Genomic DNA, 20,636 nt, shown 5'->3' with positions numbered 1-20,636 from the left:
AGATTGTATTGGTACCTGTTGGAATTGTAATATTCAAGTTTCCTGTAAAATCTGCGTTTGTAAAAGTACCATTATCAAGTGTAACCGATAAATTCAAATCGGAAGTTACGTTGGTATCAGTTGTAAAAGTAATAGTCATATTTTGCCCTTCGGTAAGAGGAGCACTTGGTATAAACGTAGTGGTTATACCATTATAAATTATACCCGAACCATCGTTATTCGCTCTTGGAGTTGGGGCTTTTACTTCGTAGGTACCATCTGTTTTTCTCTGAAAAGACTGGAGAGGAGCGTTCACCGCCCCGTTAAAAGCTTCATTATAACTTACCGTTTCTCCCAAAGCAGTCATCAGTGCCGTTGCTTGAACGGATCCGCCATTATGATAAACAAGCGCATCAATCAAATTTGTTGTTGTACCAGGAGTACTATTAGGGAAATCCGTTGCATTGCCTAAATAAATAGCCACAGCGTCAGGACCATTTTGAATCATAGCCTGAGGAATAATATAGGTCGGTGAAGGCGAAACCTGTAGATTACCTAAAAGAATATTTCCGTTACCATCCGTAACCAATCCATCCAAATCAATAGCGTAATAACTTATATTGGATGTTCCTCCGCTGGTTCCGTTAAAGAAAACTACCACGTAACCATTAAGAGAAAAATTGGGGGTTATTGATTTAAGTTCAATAAACTCTTTTACGTCAGTAGAAGGTGTATCGGCATCCAATTCATTAATCACAACTTGACCGTAAGTAAAACCGGACATCAGTAATGCCAAGAAAAAGTGGTATTTTTTTATCATTATTTCAAGATTTAAGGGGCACAAATGTAATGATAAATTAACCACAACAACGCCATTACTATGTTAAACAATGAAAATCAATATATTGCTATCAAATAACACAAAAAATTTAAAACTTATTTAAAAAAGTGTACCTTTGCAAAAAAATTGTCGATTTTGAAATCAAAAAAATTGCTTTCGTATTAAAAGACAATGAGTTATCCCATTTATGAAAAAAATAGTTGAATACCGTAAACTGCTAAATGTAGAAAAAACTGCAGAGCTAAAAGAATTAAAAACAATTTACCGTAATGCGATGAAAGAAGCGCATCCGGACAAATTTCAAGGTGATGATGCAGGATTAAAAGCTGCAGAAGAAAATAGTAAAAAAATTATTGAAGCTTACCACTTTCTTGTAAGCATCAATCCTGAGACTACTAAACAAAATTTACCTGAATATACGGAAACCATTGCAACTGCAACAATTTCTGATTATAAATTTGTTGAAGGTCGATTGATAATTAATTTCTCAAACGGAAGTGTTTATGAATACATCAGTGTGCCAAAAGCTACTTATGTAAAAATGGTAAATGCTGATTCTCCCGGGAGATTTGCAAAAAGACACATTCTTAATGCTTTTACCTGGAGAAAAACAACCAATCAGGAATAAGTTTATTAAATACTAAAATACCAATTAGGCACTCAAAACGAGTGCCTTTTTTATTTAAGGAAATTCATCAACGAAAATCAAGTCATAATAAGGGTTTGGTTATTTGGTTTGCTTATCCCCTCTTATTTTCGCCAGAGAATTATTTTTTTAGTTTTTGATTTTGTTAACCCGATAACTCTAACATTCTTATTATTTTTGTAATATTAATAAATGAAAAAAATGAAAATTCAACAAATCTATACCGGCTGCATCGCACAAGCCGCATATTATCTTGAGAGTAATGGTGAAGCGGCTATTTTTGATCCATTACGGGAAGTGCAACCTTATATTGACAAAGCCAACGCGGATAATGCAAAAATTAAATATATTTTCGAGACACATTTTCATGCCGATTTTGTTTCCGGGCACATAGATTTAGCAAAAAAAACGGGCGGAAAAATTGTTTACGGCCCTACTGCAAAACCTGAATTCGAAGCGATTATTGCAACAGATAACCAGGAATTCAAAGTTGGAAATTACACCGTAAAAGCCATTCATACTCCGGGGCATACCTTAGAAAGCACCTGTTATTTACTAATCGATGAAAATGGCAAACAACACGGAATTATTACCGGTGACACCTTATTTATTGGAGATGTCGGACGTCCTGACTTAGCACAAGCATTAGTAAAAGAATTAACTACTGAAAAATTAGCTTCTTATTTGTTTGATTCTTTACGCAACAAAATCATGCCTCTACCAGATGATTTAATCGTTTATCCGAGTCATGGCGCAGGAAGTGCTTGCGGAAAAAACATGAGCAAAGAAACCACGGATACTTTAGGCAACCAAAAAAAAACCAACTATGCCTTACGTGCCGATATGACTCGTGAAGAATTTATAGCGGAGTTATTGGAAGGTTTAGGATTGCCTCCCGCCTATTTTCCTCAAAATGTGATGATGAATATTCAAGGGTATGAAAGTTTGGATAAAGTGATTGAAAAATCATTAAAACCCTTAAAACCAAAAGAATTTGAAGCTTTAGCCAATCAATCGGAAGCGGTTGTTTTGGATGTTCGCCATGAAGATGATTTTGTAAAAGCATTCATCCCAAGATCTGTTTTTATTGGAATTCAAGGCAATTTTGCGCCATGGGTCGGTGCTTTAATTATGGATGTAAAACAACCTTTGTTATTAGTCACTCCTGAAGGAAAAGAGCAGGAAACCATTACACGACTTTCAAGAGTGGGATTTGATAACGTATTAGGGTTTCTGGATGGGGGAATTGAAGCATGGAAAGCTGCAGGATTAGAAACGGATCATATAAATTCAATTACACCTGAACAATTTGCAGCTGAATTATCAGAAAAAAACATCGTAGTTGATGCCAGAAAACCAACAGAATATGAAGCCGAACATATAGAAAAAGCTGTTAACATACCGTTGGACACTGTCAATTCCAATTTAGATATGGTGCCAAAAAACGAAGATTTCTATTTACATTGCGCTGGTGGTTATCGTTCTGTGATTATGGCTTCCATATTGAAATCGAGAGGTTTTCACAATTTAATTAACGTAGAAAAAGGAATAAGCGGTATCCGAAATACAGCTGTTCCAATGACGCATTTTGTTTGTCCTTCGACTTTAAAATAATTCAAAATTAAACAATAACAAAAAATTAGGTTTTAAAATGATACAGAACCTATATTTTTAAATACTTTTGTAATCTAAAATCCAAAAAAATAATTAATCAAAAATGAAAAAAATTCTTTTATTACTTACTGTTTGTTCTGTTTTGTTGTCATGCAATAAAGCTGGGAAAAATGAATATATCATTACCGGAACTGTTAAAGGTATTGATGGTAAGACTGTAATTCTTGAAAAACAAGATGAAACAGGTAAACTTATACCAATTGATACTGTAAAAATTGAGAAAGGAAAATTTACTTTCAAAGGAGCTGCAAAAGAACCTGAAATGCATTTAATTCAAGTAGAAGCAGCAGAAGGAAAAGTACCTTTCATCTTGGAAAATGGAGATATTGAAATGGATATTAACAAAGATAGTGTTGGTATTGCAAAAATTTCCGGTACCTATAATAACGAGGAGTTAAGCAGTTACAAGGAAGCTGGAATGAAAATTCAGAAGAAAATGATGAAATTTCAGAAAGACAATATGGCTAAAATGAATGAAGCACAACAAAAACAAGACACTGTTGTGATGAATAGCCTAAGAAAAGAATACGCTAAATTTGAGACTGAATTCGTAAAACAATCAAATGACTATGTAGCAACTCATCCAAAAGCTTTTATCTCTGCTTTAATCATTGAAAGCATGTTTAACCAAATGGATGCTGATATTGAAAAAATAAAAAGATACTATAATGCGCTTGATCAATCAGTGAAAGATACTAAACCAGGGAAATCAATTAAATCTAAATTGGATAAAATTGCTGCACCCGTAGCTGCAACATCAGCTACTTCAACAGAAGTTGGTGGTATGGCTCCAGATTTTAGCGCACCAAATCCGGAAGGAAAAGCAATTTCATTAAAAGAATCTTTAGGAAAAGTTACCCTTATTGATTTTTGGGCTTCATGGTGTGGTCCATGCAGAGCTGAAAATCCTAATGTTGTTGCTATGTACAATGAGCTTCATTCAAAAGGTTTTAACATCATTGGTGTTTCTTTAGATAAAGATGCTGCAAAATGGAAAGAAGCAATTGCAAAAGATAAATTAACCTGGAATCAAATTTCTAATTTGAAATTTTGGGAAGAGCCAATTGCACTTACTTATGGTGTGAAATCTATTCCTGCAACTTATCTTCTTGATGCAAATGGAAAAATAGTAGCAAAAGATTTGCGTGGTGCTGCTTTAAAAGCAAAAATTATTGAGCTTTTAGGAGCATAATAATACCAAAATACACATAATTTTAAAAATCTCCCTCGTGGAGATTTTTTTATTTTATTCAATACCAACGGATTAAAAATAGCTTTAAAATTTAGTTCGAATTTAGTTTGGAAACATAAAAACAGTTCCTATATTTGCAACCGCTTGAAACAATAACAAAAGCTATTGTCAACAAAATGGGGAGATACTCAAGCGGCCAACGAGGGCAGACTGTAAATCTGCTGACTACGTCTTCGTAGGTTCGAATCCTACTCTCCCCACAAAAAAAGCCTGAACAAATAGTTCAGGCTTTTTTATTTATAATTTCTTCGAATCTTATTCTAAAATAAAACTCACACTTACATTAATAACGATTTCTATTTCCCCTACAGCTAAAGTTTCCTTAGGCATACCAGCATCAGACATTTCCGCTTTCATGCTTCTAAACATTGGTTGCGGATAATAGTTTTGAGAATTATCGGTAATCGTAAAAACCTTTCCTACTTTTTGGTTTATAGCAGAAACATAGTCATCTGCTTTCAGTTTTGCATCTTTGATGGATAATTTTCTGGCTTCTGATTGTAGTTGCGCCATTTTTGACGATTTAAACTCTACATTGCTAATGCCGTTGATTCCGGCATTTACTAAACCTTCCATTAATTCATCATACTTCGATAAATCTTTCAACAGGATTTTAACCGTTTGCGATGCAATATAATTATGTTTCTTTTTTTCATAATCATAATTCGGGTTTAATGAAACACGCTGCGTTTGATAATCTTCTTTTGCTATATTTGAATTTTTGATGAATTTTAAAACCGCATCCATCTTTGCATCATTCTCTTTTTTTACGCTGACAACATTGGTTCCTTTAGTCTCAACCGATACATAAATGGAGGCCTGATCGGGAACTGTTTTTATTTTTCCTTCACCGGATACATTAATCATTGGGATTTGTTTTACTTCTTGCGCCTGAGACATCGTCATAAACAGTGTCATTAGAATTAAAAATGTTTTTTTCATGGTATAGAATTTTAAATTATTATTAGCTGATTTCTTTCAAATGTTGTGCCACTTTATAGTTTTCCCATTTTTTCTAAAACAAAAAGCAGCACAATCGGAATGGCTAATAAAATAACCATTCCAGTATTATCGGTGAACATCTGAGGTTCTTTTGTCAATGTAATCAAATAACCGCCAATTGCGCCTCCAAAATGCGCGGTGTGTCCAATATTATCTCTTTTGGCTTTCATTCCGTAAATTGAATATAACAAATAACCAATACCAAAAATATAGGCCGGAATCGGAATCGGAATAAAGAACAGGTATAAATTCATATCCGGTTGTAATAAAATCGCCGAATACAAAACACCGGTAACCGCTCCCGACGCACCAATCGCCCGATAGGAATAATCATTTTTATGCATAAACAGCGTCAATAAACTTCCCGAAAGCAAACTCCCAACATAAATTAACAGAAAAGAAAAATCACCCAAATAAGTATAAACTACCGGAGCAAAAAAGTATAAAGTTAGCATATTAAAAGCCAGATGTGATATATCTGCATGTAAAAAAGCAGAAGAAAACATTCTGATTTGTTCCCCTGCACGAATACTTCCGATATGGAATTCATATTTTCTAAAAAAGGCCAAATCTTCAAAACCTTTGAAACTCACAATGACATTGAGCACAACGATGGCAATAAGTATTATATTCATAAAATGATAGAAATTATATTTTGTGTAAAAATAGAAATACTTTCCTTAGCTTTTGTTAAAGACATTCCTCTAAATATTGATTTAAATGTATATTTGCATAAAAATTTAAGGAATGCAGCTTTTACTTTTTCTAATTATATATCCCTTTCTTTGGGTAACTTCAATGTTACCGTTCCGAATACTCTATTTATTATCCGATGCAACCTATGTTCTGGTTTACAAAATTATTGGCTACAGAAAAAAAACGGTCCGAGAGAATTTAGCCTTAACCCTTCCCCATCTTTCAGATAAAGAGCGACTTATTATTGAAAGCAAATTCTTTCATCATTTTTGTGATGGTTTTTTTGAAATGGCAAAAACCATGACTATTTCTGAAAGTGAAATTAATAAACGTTTTGTATTTACCAATTTAGAACTTTATCAAAATTTAGAAAAAAAGCAAAAAAGTATTGCCCTAATGGCAGCACACTATGGAAGCTATGAATGGCTAGTATCAATGAACAAACACATTAGTTTCAAAGGATATGGCATTTATAAAAAAATCGCCAACAAATATTTTGATAAATTGGTTCGGGATATTCGTTCCAGATTCAAAGCCAATCTTATTGATACTAAAGAAAGTATAAATGTAATGGCAGAAAACCAAAAAGCAGGTGTTTTAGGTCTTTATGGATTTGCCAGCGACCAATCTCCCAAAATGGGCAAAGCCTTTCATTGGAGTTCTTTCATGGGAATTGAAGTACCGGTTCATACCGGAGCCGAAATGCTGGCCAAGAAAATGGATATGAACATGATTTTTGTAAAAGTAAAGAAAGTCAAAAGAGGTTATTATGAAGCTACTTTCGTTGATTTATCCCATAATCCAAGGGAAGTTCCCAATTATGAAATAACCAATAAATTTCTACGTTTGGTCGAAAAACAAATTTATGAAGCTCCGGAATATTATCTATGGACTCACAAACGCTGGAAACACGCAGATAAAAAACCTGTGAATTAAAATAAAAAATCCCAAATATGACTATTTGGGATTTTTTATTTTTAAGGTTATAAACCAAACCACTTCTTCACCATTTCTTTCTCTATTTGCGAAGCATTATGATGAACAAACTCATTTGTTTTTTTATTGTAATCATAATCTTTTGCCCATTCCAAATGATTTTTAGCCAGTGCTTTGATGCTTTCGCAAACATATTGAATTTCGGCATTGGTAGTCGTTGGATGAATGGACATTCGAATCCATCCCGGTTTTTGGATTAAATCACCCGAATCGATCTGGCAGATTAAATTATGTGATGTTTCCTGATCCACATGAAGCAAATAATGCCCGTATGTCCCGGCGCAACTGCAACCGCCACGGGTTTGAATTCCAAATTTATCATTCAGTAACTTCACTCCTAAATTGAAATGCAAATCGCTTATATAAAAGGAAAATACCCCAAGCCTGTCTTTATGCTGACCCGCCAGAATATTGATGTTGTCAACATTTCCTAATTCGGCAAAAACCAATTCCGTAATTTCATGTTCCCTTTTTAAGATGTTATCAATTCCCATTTGCTCTTTCAGCTGAATCGCCAAAGCTGTTTTAATAACTTGCAGGAAACCAGGTGTTCCACCGTCTTCCCTATCTTCGATATTTTCGATGTATTTATGTTCACCCCACGGATTGGTCCAGCTCACGGTTCCTCCTCCCGGATTATCGGGAACCATATTACGGTATAATTTTTTATTGAAAATCAAAATTCCGGAAGTCCCGGGTCCACCAAGGAATTTGTGAGGCGAAAAGAAAATCGCGTCCAGATAACTTTCTGAATCTTCAGGATGCATATCAATTTTTACATACGGTCCGGAACAGGCAAAATCCACAAAACAAACGCCATTATGCTGATGCATTAACTTCGCTGCTTCGTGATAGGGTGTTTTTATTCCTGTTACATTTGAACATGAGGTAATCGAAGCAATTTTAATGGTACGATCTTTATATTTTTCTAATAAAGCGGTAAGATTATCCAAACAAAACAACCCTTCCGAACATGCTGGAATAACTTCTACATCGGCAATAGTTTCCAGCCAGGACGTTTGGTTGGAGTGATGTTCCATATGTGAGATAAAAACAATTGGTCTTTTTTCTTTTGGAATATTGGTAAATTCTTTTAGGTTTTCAGGAATTTTCAATCCTAATATGCGTTGAAATTTATTGACTACACCTGTCATTCCGGTTCCATCGGCAATCAACACATCGTCTTCGTTGCTGTTGACGTGATGCTTAATAATATGACGTGCCTCGTGATAAGCCATCGTCATGGCAGTTCCCGAAACGGTAGTTTCTGTATGTGTGTTTGCCACAAAGGGACCAAACTCGTTCATCAATTTTTCCTCAATTGGGCGATACAAACGACCGCTCGCAGTCCAGTCAGTATAGATGATTTTTTGTTTACCAAAAGGAGATACAAATTCCTGATCTATTCCAATAATGTTCTTGCGGAATTGCTGAAAGTATTGTTCTAATTGTGTTGGCGTTTCGGTAGTGGTCATTGAATGCTAAATTTGAGTCCAAAGATACAGATTTTTGTGGATTTTGAAATTTGCTTCTTTGACAATATAAATTTGTAGTTTTTATTTTAAACTATAAACAGGATTTCTCTCGTTTTCTATTAGAATTTTTAACCTTACACTGTATAGAGCAATGTTTCTATTATTAGTATTTTATTTATAATTTGTAAGTTTTTTGAATAGATTTGCAAAAAAAATCTCATCATAGTAAAAACAGCTCTATTTTTTAGTTTACAATGTGACGATTTTAGTGAAACGCGTGTACATATGAAAAAGTTACAATCAAGACTCCAAAAATCATGATTATGAAGAACATAACTCTCGTACTATTTTGTTTGATAGCACAATCAAAAATCTACTCTCAAGGAAATGAATATCTCGACTATTTCATAACTAAAGAAGATGATACAATTTACGGTACATTTCGGGAAAATTTTTTTAAAACAGTTTTATTAGAGAAGAATAAAACTCCAGAAAAAGATGGAATTGCATTTTATTCGCATTCCTTAAAAAATGTAAAAGCATACAGATATAATGATTTTGTCAACGTGATGAAGAAGTCCGAAGATGGACTTTATCCATCGATTGAAAATTTGGCAAACGTAACTAAAGATTCCAATCAGATCAAATCAGATTATATTATAACCGCAGGTGATACCTTGTATGGAAAAATCACATTACCATTCTTTTCCAAAGAGCTTATTTTAATTACCGCAGAAGGAAAAAAAAACAAAATTAAATTCCCAGAAGTCACTTCATATTGTAAGGACAACTTTATTTATGATTACAAAAAGAAAGAGAAAATCATGAATTATGATAAAGATGGTGACTATTTGCTTAGACTCTATAAAGGCCACGGCGTAAATTTATATGGTTATTATCAATATGGAAAATTCTATTATATAGAAAAGGATAATATGGTTTACTTAATGAACATGTCCTTAGTAAGTCAACTTTTTAATGATGATAAAGAATTAATGAATTTAATTACTGAAGGAATTTATGCGTACGATAACATTTATTTAATGGTGAAATTTTATTCAAGACCAGAACGCAGTTAATACCTGCTGATAAAAGCATTTTCAGGAGATTACTAGACTTGGTCAACTTTCGAAAAAATTCCTTTTTTTAAAAAGTTGTCTTGTTCTTGTGAATTAAGCCATAAATTCGCAGCAACCTCCCGAAGCCGTGAAATGTTTCTAACTTCAAAAAAACATCATGAAATTTAATCTCACCCATTCAATAGAAATTCTGGAACGTACGCCTTTGGTTCTGGAAATAATGCTAAAAGATCTTTCTGATGAATGGATAACGAATAATGAGGGCCATGAAACCTGGAGCCCTTATGACGTTATCGGGCATCTGATTCACGGTGATAAAACCGATTGGATGGAACGATTGGAACTTATTCTTTCGGAAAGTCAAAACAAAACATTTAAACCCTTCGACCGTTTTGCTCAATTTGAAAACAGCAAAGGCAAAACCTTAGAGCAGCTTTTAGAAGAATTTAAATCTTTACGTCAAAAAAATATTGAACTTTTAAAATTGAAAGATCTTACTGATGTAGATTTTTTAAAAACAGGTATTCATCCCGCTTTTGGAGAAGTCAATTTGGCGCAACTTATTTCTACTTGGGTTGCCCATGATCTGAACCATATTGCTCAAATTTCAAGAGTTATGGCTAAACAGTATCAAACAGAAGTTGGTCCGTGGATAGAATATTTGAGAATTCTCAATTAATTGATTTTAAAATATTCAATACATATTTTATAATAAAAAACCCGACTTTCGTCGGGTTTCAATTTATATTCCTGCTATTGCCTTGATTTCATCAATGATTCGCAAGGCCAATGCATCCGCTTCATTTTGGGTTCCCGCTTCGGTATAAATACGAATAATAGGCTCGGTATTCGATTTTCTTAGATGTACCCAGTTTTCTGCAAAGTCAATTTTCACGCCATCGATGGTAGTGATATTTTCGTTTTTGTATTTATCAGTCATGGCTTCCAGAATCGCATCAACATCAATTTGTGGCGTCAGTTCAATTTTGTTTTTACTCATGAAATATTGAGGATAACTAGCTCGTAATTCGGCTACAGTTTTGTCCTGATTTGCCAAATAAGTCAAAAATAAGGCGACACCCACCAAACTATCCCGACCGTAATGCAATTCCGGATAAATGATTCCACCGTTTCCTTCGCCTCCAATAATGGCGTTGGTGGCTTTCATTAATTCAACCACATTCACCTCGCCTACCGCACTCGCTTGGTAACTTCCGTTGTGTTTGTTGGTAATATCAAGCAATGCGCGAGATGACGACATATTAGACACTGTATTCCCAGGAGTTTTGCTTAATACATAATCGGCACAAGCCACGAGTGTATATTCTTCGCCAAACATTTCACCATCGTTAGAAATAAAGGCTAAACGGTCAACATCCGGATCGACAACAATTCCAAAATCAGCTTTTTCTTCCAATACCAATTTACAGATATCACCCAAATGTTCTTTCAAAGGCTCCGGATTGTGCGGAAAATGTCCGTTGGGTTCGCAGTATAATTTTACGACTTCCACACCCATTTCTTCCAATAATTTAGGTATGATAATCCCTCCCGAAGAGTTCACGCCATCCACAACTACTTTGTATTTCTTTTTAGCTACTGCTATAGCATCAACCAAAGGCAAGTTCAATACTTCATCGATGTGAATGTCCATGTAGGCATCGTTCATCATAATTGCACCCAAACTGTCCACATCTGAAAAATCGAATGCTTCAGCTTCGGCAATTTCAAGGATTTTTGCCCCTTCGGCACCGCTTAAAAACTCTCCTTTATCATTTAATAATTTTAACGCATTCCACTGTTTTGGATTGTGCGAAGCGGTAAGAATAATTCCACCATCGGCTTTTTCCATCGGAACGGCAATTTCAACAGTTGGCGTAGTTGACAAACCCAAATCGATAACGTCAATACCTAATCCAATTAAGGTATTTACCACTAAATTCTGAATCATCGGTCCAGAAATACGGGCATCACGACCTATTACAACGGTTAATTTTTCTTTATTGCTGTTATTTTTTAGAAATGTTCCATAAGCCGAAGCAAATTTTACGGCATCAACCGGTGTTAGGTTATCACCTACTTTTCCGCCTATAGTTCCCCGAATTCCTGAAATTGATTTTATTAAAGTCATAGTATATTGTTATAGATTTTGAATGATCATTTTAAATTGTCCACAAATATAACAATTTGACCTTTTCTAAAAGTCATTTAAAAATCAAAATGCATCATTTAAAATTCTTACATTAGTCAAATGAATTTTTTAGCACACATCTATCTTTCGAATGACAATGATTTCGTGAAAATCGGCAATTTTATGGCCGATGGTATTCGCGGCAATAATTATCTCGAATTTCCTGCTGATATCCAGAAAGGGGTGATTCTGCATCGTGCTATTGATACTTTTACCGATGCCCATCCAGTTTTCAGAAAAAGTAAACACCGATTGCATGAAGCCTACGGGCATTATTCGGGTGTAATTATCGATGTTTTTTACGATCATTTTCTGGCCAAAAACTGGACTCAGTATTCTGATATTCCTTTAGCTGTTTACGTATCACATTTTTATAAAATACTTCAGGATAATTATGATTTGCTTACGCCAAGAACACAAGGATTGCTGCCTTATATGAAAGCCCAAAACTGGCTGGTCAGCTATGCGACAGTTGATGGTATTGAAAAAATTCTTTTCCAGATGGATCATCGATCAAAAAATAAATCAAATATGCAATATTCCGTAAAAGAACTTCGAGAATTTTATGCTGATTTTGAGCAGGAATTCACAATATTCTTTGAAGAATTACGCACTTTTGCACATCACAAATTAATGGAATTAACTTAAAAATTATGTTTCGTAAAAAATCACTTCTTCTTTTATTATTTATTGGATTATTTTCCTGTAACACCCAGAAAAAAGCCATTCAACCCACAGGTTTGGTTTCCCAAAAAGCCATGGTGGTTTCGGCTCGGGAGGAAGCTTCCAGAATTGGAACCGAAATTATGCAAAAAGGCGGCAACGCTTTCGATGCGATGATTGCCACCGAACTCGCTCTGGCAGTAGCCTACCCAAATGCTGGAAATATCGGTGGCGGTGGATTTATGGTTTACCGAAAAGCCAATGGCGAAGCGGGATCTTTAGATTATCGGGAAAAAGCACCTTTGAAAGCGTCTAAAGATATGTATCTCGACGAAAAAGGCGATGTCATTGAAGGTAAAAGCACCGAAACAGCTTTTGCGGTGGGTATTCCCGGAACAATTGCCGGCATGTTCGAAGTACATCAAAAATTTGGTTCTTTACCCATTGCCGAAATCCTTAAACCCGTAATTGCTTTAGCAGAAAAAGGTGTTATTGTTACTGCAAAACAAGAAAGTCTTTTAGCGGATCATAGAAGTGCTATCATCAAAGCCAATGGTGACAAAACACTTTTCGCGAAGGTTTTCAAACAAAATGAGTTTATCAAATATCCTGCTTTGGCGGCGACTCTAAAACAAATTGCCAAAAACGGAAAAGAGGAATTTTATAAAGGTGAAACAGCCCAAAAATTTGTCAATTATATCCAACAAAAAGGAGGCATAATTACCATGGAAGACATGGCTAAATATGAAGCAAAATGGAGATTACCAATTACTTTTAAGTATAAAGATTTAAAAATAATTTCGATGGCACCACCAAGTAGCGGCGGAATTTGTCTGGAACAAATCATGAAAATGATTGAACCCTATCCTATTTCAGAGTTCGGACACAATTCAGTAAAAACCATTCAGGTCATTACAGAAGCCGAGCGCAGAGCCTATGCCGACAGAAGCGATTATTTAGGCGATCCTGATTTTGTGGCAATTCCTATTTCGGAATTAGTAAAAGACGAATATTTAAAAAGCCGGATGCGTTCTTTCTCTTTCGATAAAGCGACTTTATCTTCGGATATTGCACCTGGAAAAGTAAATTTTAAAGAAAGTACCGAAACCACGCATTATTCCATTATCGATTCCTTTGGAAATGCCATTTCCGCTACCACAACTTTAAATGATAATTTCGGATCAAAATTTTATTGTGACGAATTGGGCTTCTTTTTAAACAACCAAATGGATGATTTTAGCGCTAAGCCCGGAACGCCCAATTTATATGGTTTAATCGGAGGAAAAGCGAATAGTATCGCACCCGGAAAACGCATGTTAAGTTCTATGACACCAACGATTGTAGAAAAAAACGGAAAACTATTTATGGTGGTTGGAACTCCTGGAGGTTCTAATATAATCACTTCGGTTTTGCAAACCATTTTGAATGTAACCGAATTTGAGATGAGCATGCAGGAAGCCGTCAATGCCCCTCGTTTTCATCATCAATGGTTGCCAGATGAGGTGACTTTTGAACCCAATGTTTTTTCAAAAGTAACCTTGGACACATTAAAACAAAAGGGATACATCATAATCGAAAAAAACAATACCATTATCGGAAAAGTGAATGCGATTTTAGTTTTGCCTGAAGGAAAGCTTGAAGGCGGTGCCGACAAAAGAGGCGATGATAAAGCAACCGGATTTTAGATTTAAAAGTATGGGATTTATAGAAGATTTAGAATTAGCCTTTCGGCAAAATGCAAGCAGAGAAACTGCTGTCCCGATGGAAAAATACATGAAAAATTTATTTCCTTTTTTTGGACTGAAAAACGAAAAAAGAAAAGGTATTTTAAAAGAAGTTTGGGTAAAAAATGCAATAGAAGTAAAACAGGATTTCAGAACGCTTGCTTTGGCTCTTTTTGAAAAATCAGAAAGAGAATTTCATTATTCTGCAATGGAAATTTTGTACAAAGAAATCAAGAAAAATTATATAGCTAAAGATCTAATCTGGATAGAAAAATTGATTACAACACAGTCTTGGTGGGATACTGTGGATTTTTTAGCCAAACATATTTTGGGCGTTTACCTGCTCCAGTTTCCAGAACAAACCAACAAAGTCATTTTTGCTTTCTCAAAATCAGAAAATAGGTGGCTCAATCGATCCGCTATTCTTTTTCAATTGGGTTACAAAGAAAAAACCAATGCCGCTGTTTTGTTCGATGAATGTGAAAAACATTCTCATTCAAAAGAATTTTTTATTCAAAAAGCAATTGGTTGGGCATTACGGGAATATGCAAAAACCAATCCTGAAGCGGTAAAAGAATTTGTTGCCCATACCAATTTAAAGTCATTAAGCAAAAAAGAAGCCTTGAAAAATATAAGTTGAACTCAAAAAATAATAGTAAATTAGCGCTTTCTTCCAAAAAATGATTAAAAAATATCTAAACAAACTTGAAAACCTAATTGCATGGGGACAAAGTAAAATAACAAACAAACAGTTTATTTTCTTGTCCAGTGTTTTGGTGGGTATTTCCGCTGCTTTTGCCGTAATTGTATTAAAGACATTTGCGCATTCGGTTTTTTCGTTTGCCACTTATATCAATGGTATTTTAAAATTGAGTTTCATCAATAGTATTTTACCCATTATCGGTATTTTACTTACTGTTTTTGTGGTTAAAAGAGTTTTAGGAGGAACCATCGAAAAAGGAACTTCTCAAATTTTGTATGCTGTTGCCAAAAAAGCGAGCATCATTCCAAGAAAACAAATGTATGCACAAATCGTTACAAGTTCGTTAACGGTTGGTCTGGGTGGTTCTGCGGGTTTAGAAAGTCCGATTGTAATTACAGGTGCCGCTTTTGGATCAAATTATGCCCAAAAATATAAATTAAGTTATAAAGATCGGACGCTTTTAATAGGTTGTGGTGTTGCTGCCGGAATTGCTGCGGCCTTTAACGCTCCTATTGCAGGTGTTTTATTTGCCATTGAAGTTTTGTTGGTCGATGTAAGTATTTCAGCTTTTACTCCGATTATGATTTCCGCGGCAACCGGCGCTTTGGTTTCCGTAATAGCTTTAGACGAAGCTGTGCTGTTATCCTTCAAACAGCAAGAAACTTTTGATTATCATAATATTCCATTTTATGTTCTTCTGGGAGTATTTACAGGATTTATTGCGGTTTATTATTCCAGAAACTTTCAAAGAGTGGAACATTTTTTTAGTCGTCTAAAATTTGGCCCGTACAAAAAAGCACTTTTTGGCGCTTCAATATTAGCCGTAATTATTTTCATTTTTCCAACGCTTTTTGGTGAAGGTTATGAAAGCATCAAAACTTTATCCGAAAATGATCCAGGGAAAATATTAGAAAATACGCTTTTTAGTGATTTTAGAAATAACAATTGGGTTCTTTTAGTATTTGTCGGTTTAACAATGATGCTAAAGGTTTTTGCCACCGGAATTACTTTAGGAAGTGGCGGAAACGGTGGAAACTTCGCTCCATCCCTATTTTTAGGTTCTTATCTTGGGTTTTTCTTTTCAAAATTTTTGAATCTGACGGGATTGACAAATTTACCAATCAGCAACTTTACGATGGTGGGAATGGCCGGAATTCTAAGCGGTTTATTTCATGCTCCATTGACAGCTATTTTTCTAATCGCTGAGATTACAGGCGGTTATGAACTGATGATTCCGCTGATGATTGTTTCTTCCATCAGCTTTGCGATTTCAAAACGTTTTGAAAAACATTCCTTGGATGTCAGAAGTTTGGCCCAAAAAGGACATGCTTTTACAGCCAATAAAGACACCAATATTCTTTCGACACTAGAAACTGAAAAAATAATTCAGACCGATTTTTTAACCATTTCACCGGACGAGAATCTGGAAAAAGTCGTAGATCTGATTTCCCATTCCAATCAGGTCATTTTTGCCGTAGTTAGTAAAGAGAAAGAATTACTGGGTATTGTTCATTTCAATAACATTCGTGAAATCATTTTCAGCAATTTCAAAGTCAAATACACTTCCGTGAAAGAAATTATGACTACACCTGCAGCCATCGTTTCACCTGAAGACAATATGGAGACGGTTATGAATAAATTTGAAACCAGCAAAGTCGTTTTTTTACCGGTATTGAAAAACGGGAAATATTACGGCTTTATTTCTAAATCTATTGCCCTTGAAGCCTATAGGGAAAAGCTGAAATCGATGAACTTCGAATAGGTTACTTTTCCATTTTAACAAAATCTTCCAAAGGGTTATAATAAAAGAACGGCTCAAAATTGTAACTTTGCTTTTTGCTCCTATTTATGCTAAATTCAGACAATAACATCGAAGTATTGGGTGCGCGAGTACACAATCTAAAAAATATAGACGTCATCATTCCACGCGAAAAACTGGTCGTGATTACAGGACTTTCGGGTTCCGGGAAATCATCCTTGGCTTTCGATACGATTTATGCCGAAGGACAACGCCGTTATGTGGAAACTTTTTCTGCCTATGCGCGCCAGTTCCTTGGAGGATTAGAACGCCCGGATGTCGATAAAATCGATGGGCTTTCGCCCGTGATTGCCATCGAACAAAAAACAACCAGTAAAAGTCCGCGTTCCACCGTGGGAACCATTACGGAGATTTACGATTTCCTACGGTTGCTTTATGCCCGTGCCGGTGATGCCTATAGCTACAACACAGGCGAAAAAATGGTCAGCTATAACGATGACCAAATCAAAGAATTGATTATCAAAGATTTTAGCGGCAAACGCATCAATATTCTGGCTCCGGTTATTCGTGCCAGAAAAGGACATTACGGAGAATTGTTTGTACAGATTTCCAAACAGGGATTTGTAAAAGTCCGTATTAATGGCGATATCAAAGACATTACCGCCGGAATGAAACTGGACCGTTACAAAACCCACGACATCGAAATTGTAATCGACAGAATGGTCATTGATGACACGCCTGAAAACGAAAAACGTTTGACGGAAAGCATCAAAACAGCGATGTATCACGGCGAAAATGTATTGATGATTTTGGATCAGGATACTAACGAAGTCCGTTATTTCAGTCGGAATTTAATGTGTCCTACCACCGGGATTTCCTATCAAAATCCGGAACCTAATATTTTTTCATTCAACTCACCTAAAGGTGCCTGCGAACATTGCAAAGGTTTGGGAACCGTTAATGAAATCAATTTAAAGAAGATTATTCCCAACCCCAAATTATCCATTAAAACAGGTGGTTTTGCTCCTTTGGGCGAATATAAATCATCGTGGATTTTCAAGCAATTGGAAATTATAGGAGAAAAATTTGAGTTCAAATTAACCGATGCGATAGAAACCATTTCCGAGGAAGCGATGGAAATGATTTTGCATGGCGGAAAAGAAAAATTTTCGGTAGCATCCAAAACTTTGGGAATTACCAAAGACTATAAAATCGAATTTGAAGGAATTTCCCATTTCATCAAAAACCAGCATGACGAAAGCGGATCAGCTTCCATCAAACGCTGGGCGAAAGAGTTCATGGACGAAGTAAAATGTCCGGTTTGTGAAGGAACTCGCCTTAAAAAAGAAGCCTTGTTTTTCAAAATAAACGAACAAAATATTGCCGATTTATCCAATATGGATATTTCAGATTTGACCCTTTGGTTCCATGATTTAAAAAATCATTTATCTGATAAACAAAAACTTATCGCTACTGAAGTAATCAAAGAGATTAAGGATAGATTAAACTTTTTGATGAATGTTGGTTTGGATTATCTGGCTTTAAGCCGAAGCTCAAAATCACTTTCCGGTGGTGAAGCGCAACGCATTCGGCTGGCAACCCAAATTGGTTCGCAATTGGTTGGTGTGTTGTATATTTTGGATGAGCCAAGTATTGGTTTGCACCAAAGAGACAATGATAAACTAATTCATTCTTTGGAACAATTGCGTGATCTTGGCAACTCCGTTATCGTGGTTGAACACGATAAAGACATGATAGAACGTGCAGATTACGTGATTGATATAGGTCCAAAAGCAGGAAAATACGGTGGCGAAATCATCAGCAAAGGAACGCCTGCGGAAATTCTGAAAGAACATACCTTAACGGCTTCTTATCTAAATGGGGAACGAAAAATAGAAATTCCAAAAACAAGACGCGAAGGCAACGGAAAAGTGTTGAAACTTACCGGAGCCACCGGAAATAATCTAAAAAATGTATCAATCGAATTGCCTTTGGGTAAAATGATTTGCGTAACCGGAGTTTCAGGAAGTGGAAAATCAACCTTGATTAATGAGACGCTCTACCCTATTTTGAATGCCTTCTATTTTAATGGCGTCAAAAAACCGCAACCTTACAAGAAAATTGAAGGATTGGAACATATCGATAAAGTCATTGATATTGACCAAAGCCCGATTGGAAGAACGCCACGAAGCAACCCGGCAACCTATACCGAGGTTTTTACAGAAATCAGAAACCTGTTTACGATGACTTCCGAAAGTATGATTCGAGGGTATAAAGCGGGGCGTTTTAGTTTCAATGTAAAAGGCGGAAGATGTGAGACTTGTCAGGGTTCAGGTGTACGAACCATTGAAATGAATTTCTTGCCTGATGTTTATGTTGAATGTGAGACCTGTCAGGGAAAACGTTTCAACAGAGAGACTTTGGAAATCCGATACAAAGGGAAATCGATTTCAGATATATTGAATATGACGGTGGATGAAGCAGTTCCATTTTTTGAAATGATTCCGAAGATTTACCGAAAAGTAAAAACCATTCAGGATGTTGGTTTGGGATATATCACGCTTGGACAACAGAGCACGACACTTTCGGGCGGTGAAGCCCAGCGAATCAAACTAGCCGGGGAATTATCTAAAAAAGACACCGGAAATACGTTTTACATTTTAGATGAACCTACGACCGGACTGCATTTTGAAGACATTCGGGTGTTGATGGAAGTCATTAATAAATTGGTAGACAAAGGCAATACCATTTTGATTATTGAACATAACATGGATGTGATTAAACTGGCCGATTACATTATAGACATTGGTCCCGAAGGTGGGAAAGGCGGCGGACAAGTGGTTGCAAAAGGAACTCCTGAAGAAATTATTAAAAATAAAAAAAGCTATACGGCACAATTCCTGAAAAAAGAATTATCTTAGTATGTTTGCTTTTTAGCCCGGATTACTTCACTTAACTTTTATTTTAATAGGAGTTCAGTGAATTTCATTTGAAACGGCATCCTTTTTCTGGCTTCTTTAGCCAGGAAAAGATACAGTGGAAAGCGGGAAACAGCTTCAAAAAATATTTAAAATTTATACAAAATAAAATGAGATTAGAAGATTTCGATAATGACGAGGATAGAATTATCCACGATAAAATGAAAAAAAAGACCTGGAATGAGATTAGAGCCAATGATTCCTGGGCAATTTTTAAAATCATGGCTGAATTTGTAAATGGTTACGAAAGCATGAGCCGCATTGGGCCTTGTGTTACCATTTTTGGATCAGCAAGAACAAAACCAGAAGATAAATTATATTTATTGGCTGAGAAAATCGCTTATAAAATCAGTAAAGCCGGCTATGGCGTAATTACTGGCGGTGGTCCCGGAATTATGGAAGCCGGAAATAAAGGAGCGAGTTTAGGCGGAGGAACTTCGGTAGGTTTGAATATTGATTTGCCTTTTGAGCAACATTACAATCCGTATATCGACAGGGATAAAAATCTAAATTTCGATTATTTCTTTGTTAGAAAAGTCATGTTTGTAAAATATTCTCAAGGATTTGTAATTATGCCCGGCGGTTTTGGAACTTTAGACGAAATGTTTGAAGCGGTTACTTTAATCCAAACCAAAAAAATAGGTAAATTCCCGATTATATTGGTCGGAAGAGAGTTTTGGAGCGGTTTAATGGAATGGATAAAAACCGTTTTAATTGAAAAATACAGCACGGTTAGCCCGGAGGATTTGAATTTAATTAAAATTGTAGATACCGAAGATGAAGTCATTGAAGTTCTCGATACTTTCTATAAAAAGTACAATTTGAGTCCTAATTTTTAATAAAAAAGCTGTCTAAAAAACAGCTTTCTTTTTTTACGTTATTTTTAAGCAACCTTTATGAAGATTTGTATCTATTAATAAGTATATTGGTCTTGTTTTATTAAAATTTGAAAGAAAATATTGAAAGCATTCTATAAAA

16 protein-coding genes, 1 tRNA gene and 1 pseudogene are annotated in these 20,636 nt (G+C 35.4%); 13 read left to right on the top strand and 5 right to left on the bottom strand.

What is annotated here, in order from left to right:
• Positions 1-799: pseudogene (locus VI621_RS08980) on the bottom strand (ribonuclease); the annotation flags it as partial.
• A 208-nt stretch (positions 800-1,007) separates the two neighbouring features.
• On the opposite strand from VI621_RS08980, the gene VI621_RS08975 reads away from it, so the two are divergent.
• From VI621_RS08975 to VI621_RS08960, 4 genes are all read left to right on the top strand, one after another.
• Entirely contained in the window at positions 1,008-1,448 is a 441-nt protein-coding gene (locus VI621_RS08975) for a KTSC domain-containing protein (protein WP_324218044.1), read from the top strand.
• 219 nt (positions 1,449-1,667) lie between these two features.
• Positions 1,668-3,080, top strand: a complete 1,413-nt coding sequence (locus VI621_RS08970; protein WP_324218043.1) for an MBL fold metallo-hydrolase — start codon at positions 1,668-1,670, stop codon at positions 3,078-3,080.
• 103 nt (positions 3,081-3,183) lie between these two features.
• On the top strand, positions 3,184-4,332 hold the full coding sequence (locus VI621_RS08965; RefSeq protein WP_324218042.1) for a TlpA disulfide reductase family protein: 1,149 nt from the start codon (positions 3,184-3,186) through the stop codon (positions 4,330-4,332).
• Between the two features lie 178 nt (positions 4,333-4,510).
• A tRNA-Tyr gene (locus VI621_RS08960) sits at positions 4,511-4,592 on the top strand.
• A gap of 55 nt (positions 4,593-4,647) precedes the next feature.
• Here VI621_RS08960 and VI621_RS08955 read toward each other — a convergent pair.
• Positions 4,648-5,334 carry an SIMPL domain-containing protein gene (locus VI621_RS08955; RefSeq protein ID WP_324218041.1) on the bottom strand — a complete coding sequence of 229 codons (687 nt, stop codon included), beginning with the start codon at positions 5,332-5,334 and terminating at the stop codon, positions 4,648-4,650.
• A gap of 53 nt (positions 5,335-5,387) precedes the next feature.
• Positions 5,388-6,029 (bottom strand): rhomboid family intramembrane serine protease, encoded by a 642-nt coding sequence (locus VI621_RS08950; RefSeq protein WP_324218040.1) that lies wholly within the window; start codon positions 6,027-6,029, stop codon positions 5,388-5,390.
• 112 nt (positions 6,030-6,141) lie between these two features.
• On the opposite strand from VI621_RS08950, the gene VI621_RS08945 reads away from it, so the two are divergent.
• A complete protein-coding gene (locus VI621_RS08945) occupies positions 6,142-7,026 on the top strand; it encodes a lysophospholipid acyltransferase family protein (RefSeq protein ID WP_324218039.1) in 885 nt (294 codons plus the stop codon).
• 47 nt (positions 7,027-7,073) lie between these two features.
• Here the strand turns inward: VI621_RS08945 and VI621_RS08940 are convergent, their stop codons facing one another.
• Complete coding sequence (locus VI621_RS08940; protein WP_324218038.1) at positions 7,074-8,561, bottom strand: aminotransferase class V-fold PLP-dependent enzyme; 1,488 nt, start codon at positions 8,559-8,561, stop codon at positions 7,074-7,076.
• Between the two features lie 323 nt (positions 8,562-8,884).
• Between VI621_RS08940 and VI621_RS08935 the strand changes: the two genes are divergently transcribed.
• A complete protein-coding gene (locus VI621_RS08935; RefSeq protein WP_324218037.1) occupies positions 8,885-9,640 on the top strand; it encodes a hypothetical protein in 756 nt (251 codons plus the stop codon).
• A 157-nt stretch (positions 9,641-9,797) separates the two neighbouring features.
• Positions 9,798-10,319, top strand: coding sequence for a DinB family protein (locus VI621_RS08930; protein ID WP_324218036.1), 522 nt, complete (start codon positions 9,798-9,800; stop codon positions 10,317-10,319).
• 63 nt (positions 10,320-10,382) lie between these two features.
• On the opposite strand, the gene glmM is transcribed toward VI621_RS08930, so the two are convergent.
• Positions 10,383-11,771, bottom strand: a complete 1,389-nt coding sequence (gene glmM, locus VI621_RS08925; protein WP_324218035.1) for a phosphoglucosamine mutase — start codon at positions 11,769-11,771, stop codon at positions 10,383-10,385.
• Positions 11,772-11,891: 120 nt separating this feature from the next.
• Between glmM and VI621_RS08920 the strand changes: the two genes are divergently transcribed.
• The 6 genes from VI621_RS08920 (at position 11,892) to VI621_RS08895 (ending at position 20,497) form a co-directional block, all read left to right on the top strand.
• Positions 11,892-12,479 (top strand): acyl carrier protein phosphodiesterase, encoded by a 588-nt coding sequence (locus VI621_RS08920; RefSeq protein WP_324218034.1) that lies wholly within the window; start codon positions 11,892-11,894, stop codon positions 12,477-12,479.
• Positions 12,480-12,484: 5 nt separating this feature from the next.
• Positions 12,485-14,179: a gamma-glutamyltransferase gene (ggt, locus tag VI621_RS08915; RefSeq protein WP_324218033.1), complete on the top strand. Its 1,695-nt coding sequence runs from the start codon at positions 12,485-12,487 to the stop codon at positions 14,177-14,179.
• A 10-nt stretch (positions 14,180-14,189) separates the two neighbouring features.
• A complete protein-coding gene (locus VI621_RS08910; protein ID WP_324218032.1) occupies positions 14,190-14,858 on the top strand; it encodes a DNA alkylation repair protein in 669 nt (222 codons plus the stop codon).
• A gap of 40 nt (positions 14,859-14,898) precedes the next feature.
• Positions 14,899-16,683 carry a chloride channel protein gene (locus tag VI621_RS08905; protein ID WP_324218031.1) on the top strand — a complete coding sequence of 595 codons (1,785 nt, stop codon included), beginning with the start codon at positions 14,899-14,901 and terminating at the stop codon, positions 16,681-16,683.
• Positions 16,684-16,769: 86 nt separating this feature from the next.
• A complete protein-coding gene (gene uvrA / locus VI621_RS08900; RefSeq protein WP_324218030.1) occupies positions 16,770-19,601 on the top strand; it encodes an excinuclease ABC subunit UvrA in 2,832 nt (943 codons plus the stop codon).
• A gap of 167 nt (positions 19,602-19,768) precedes the next feature.
• Positions 19,769-20,497 (top strand): TIGR00730 family Rossman fold protein, encoded by a 729-nt coding sequence (locus VI621_RS08895; RefSeq protein ID WP_324218029.1) that lies wholly within the window; start codon positions 19,769-19,771, stop codon positions 20,495-20,497.
• Positions 20,498-20,636: the final 139 nt, after the last annotated feature.

Source organism: Flavobacterium sp., assembly GCF_035292545.1.
Taxonomy (GTDB): domain Bacteria; phylum Bacteroidota; class Bacteroidia; order Flavobacteriales; family Flavobacteriaceae; genus Flavobacterium.
This window is presented reverse-complemented; position numbering and strand designations above follow the sequence as displayed.

Coding starts and splice junctions, on each gene's coding strand:
- VI621_RS08895 (WP_324218029.1), top strand. CDS start 19,769: ATGAGATTAGAAGATTTCGATAATGACGAGGATAGAATTATCCACGAT.
- VI621_RS08905 (WP_324218031.1), top strand. CDS start 14,899: ATGATTAAAAAATATCTAAACAAACTTGAAAACCTAATTGCATGGGGA.
- VI621_RS08950 (WP_324218040.1), bottom strand. CDS start 6,029: ATGAATATAATACTTATTGCCATCGTTGTGCTCAATGTCATTGTGAGT.
- uvrA (WP_324218030.1), top strand. CDS start 16,770: ATGCTAAATTCAGACAATAACATCGAAGTATTGGGTGCGCGAGTACAC.
- VI621_RS08945 (WP_324218039.1), top strand. CDS start 6,142: ATGCAGCTTTTACTTTTTCTAATTATATATCCCTTTCTTTGGGTAACT.
- VI621_RS08975 (WP_324218044.1), top strand. CDS start 1,008: ATGAAAAAAATAGTTGAATACCGTAAACTGCTAAATGTAGAAAAAACT.
- VI621_RS08920 (WP_324218034.1), top strand. CDS start 11,892: ATGAATTTTTTAGCACACATCTATCTTTCGAATGACAATGATTTCGTG.
- glmM (WP_324218035.1), bottom strand. CDS start 11,771: ATGACTTTAATAAAATCAATTTCAGGAATTCGGGGAACTATAGGCGGA.
- ggt (WP_324218033.1), top strand. CDS start 12,485: ATGTTTCGTAAAAAATCACTTCTTCTTTTATTATTTATTGGATTATTT.
- VI621_RS08955 (WP_324218041.1), bottom strand. CDS start 5,334: ATGAAAAAAACATTTTTAATTCTAATGACACTGTTTATGACGATGTCT.
- VI621_RS08910 (WP_324218032.1), top strand. CDS start 14,190: ATGGGATTTATAGAAGATTTAGAATTAGCCTTTCGGCAAAATGCAAGC.
- VI621_RS08940 (WP_324218038.1), bottom strand. CDS start 8,561: ATGACCACTACCGAAACGCCAACACAATTAGAACAATACTTTCAGCAA.
- VI621_RS08970 (WP_324218043.1), top strand. CDS start 1,668: ATGAAAATTCAACAAATCTATACCGGCTGCATCGCACAAGCCGCATAT.
- VI621_RS08965 (WP_324218042.1), top strand. CDS start 3,184: ATGAAAAAAATTCTTTTATTACTTACTGTTTGTTCTGTTTTGTTGTCA.
- VI621_RS08935 (WP_324218037.1), top strand. CDS start 8,885: ATGAAGAACATAACTCTCGTACTATTTTGTTTGATAGCACAATCAAAA.
- VI621_RS08930 (WP_324218036.1), top strand. CDS start 9,798: ATGAAATTTAATCTCACCCATTCAATAGAAATTCTGGAACGTACGCCT.